The organism is Actinomadura sp. 7K534, assembly GCF_004348575.1.
In the GTDB taxonomy this organism is placed as follows: Bacteria; Actinomycetota; Actinomycetes; order Streptosporangiales; family Streptosporangiaceae; genus Spirillospora; species Spirillospora livida.
On the sequence record NZ_SMKB01000455.1, the window covers coordinates 1 to 1,855 of the forward strand.

Genomic DNA, 1,855 nt, shown 5'->3' on the forward strand with positions numbered 1-1,855 from the left:
GGGTGGGTAGGGGAGCGTCCTGCAGCCGGTGAAGCCGCCGAGTGATCGAGTGGTGGAGGCTGTGGGAGTGAGAATGCAGGCATGAGTAGCGAGTCAAGAGTGAGAAACTCTTGCGCCGGATGACCAAGGGTTCCTGGGGCAGGCTAATCCGCCCAGGGTAAGTCGGGACCTAAGGCGAGGCCGACAGGCGTAGTCGATGGACAACGGGTTGATATTCCCGTACCCGCTGGTATGCGCCAACGCTGAATCCTCTGATGCTAAGACTCCGAATCCTGGTCGGTGCCTTCGGGTGCTGGTCGGGCCTAGCGGTCGACCCGAGGGGGTAGTAGGTGAGTGATGGGGTGACGCAGGAGGGTAGCTCAGCCCAGGCGATGGTTGTCCTGGGGTAAGCATGTAGCCCGTGTCGTAGGCAAATCCGCGGCACATTAAGGGTGAGATGTGATGCCGAGCCGTTTTAGGTGAAGTGAGTGATCCCATGCTGTCGAGAAAAGCCTCTAGCGAGTGTACTGGCGGCCCGTACCCTAAACCGACTCAGGTGGTCAGGTAGAGAATACCAAGGCGATCGGGTGAACTGTGGTTAAGGAACTCGGCAAATTGCCCCCGTAACTTTGGGAGAAGGGGGACCGTGCCCGGTGAACGCCCTTGCGGTGGGAGCTGGGTGTGGTCGCAGTGGCCAGGGGGAAGCGACTGTTTACTAAAAACACAGGTCCGTGCGAAGTCGTAAGACGCTGTATACGGACTGACGCCTGCCCGGTGCCGGAACGTTAAGAGGACCGGTTAGATCCTTTTGGGGTCGAAGCTGAGAATCTAAGCGCCGGTAAACGGCGGTGGTAACTATAACCATCCTAAGGTAGCGAAATTCCTTGTCGGGTAAGTTCCGACCTGCACGAATGGCGTAACGACTTCCCCGCTGTCTCAACCACAGGCCCGGTGAAATTGCAGTACGAGTAAAGATGCTCGTTTCGCGCAGCAGGACGGAAAGACCCCGGGACCTTCACTATAGCTTGGCATTGGCGTTTGGAGCGTCTTGTGTAGGATAGGTGGGAGACTGTGAAGCCGGCACGCCAGTGTCGGTGGAGTCGTTGGTGAAATACCACTCTGGTCGTTTTGAGCGTCTAACCCGCGCCCGTGTATCCGGGTGGGGGACAGTGCCTGGTGGGTAGTTTAACTGGGGCGGTTGCCTCCTAAAGTGTAACGGAGGCGCCCAAAGGTTCCCTCAGCCTGGTTGGCAATCAGGTGGTGAGTGTAAGGGCACAAGGGAGCTTGACTGTGAGACGGACGTGTCGAGCAGGTGCGAAAGCAGGGCCTAGTGATCCGGCATCTACGTGTGGAAGTGGTGTCGCTCAACGGCTAAAAGGTACCCCGGGGATAACAGGCTGATCTTCCCCAAGAGTCCATATCGACGGGATGGTTTGGCACCTCGATGTCGGCTCGTCGCATCCTGGGGCTGGAGTAGGTCCCAAGGGTTGGGCTGTTCGCCCATTAAAGCGGCACGCGAGCTGGGTTTAGAACGTCGCGAGACAGTTCGGTCCCTATCCGCTGCGCGCGTAGGAGAATTGAGAGGGTCTGTCCCTAGTACGAGAGGACCGGGACGGACGAACCTCTGGTGTGCCAGTTGTCCCGCCAGGGGCATGGCTGGTTGGCTACGTTCGGTCGGGATAACCGCTGAAAGCATCTAAGCGGGAAGCCTTCCTCGAGATGAGTTCTCCCACCCCTTTTTGTGGGTGTAAGGCTCCCGGTAGACGACCGGGTTGATAGGCCGGGTATGGAAGCGCGGTAACGTGTGGAGTTGACCGGTACTAATAGGCCGAGTGGCTTGAACACACAATTCGTTCAAAGCAAACCGCTGCGAGAG

1 rRNA gene is annotated in these 1,855 nt (G+C 58.2%); it reads left to right on the forward strand.

The annotated features are described in order from the left end of the window. Nucleotides 1–1,824: ribosomal RNA gene (locus E1266_RS37040) — 23S ribosomal RNA — on the forward strand; the annotation flags it as partial. Between the last annotated feature and the right edge of the window lie 31 nt (nt 1,825–1,855).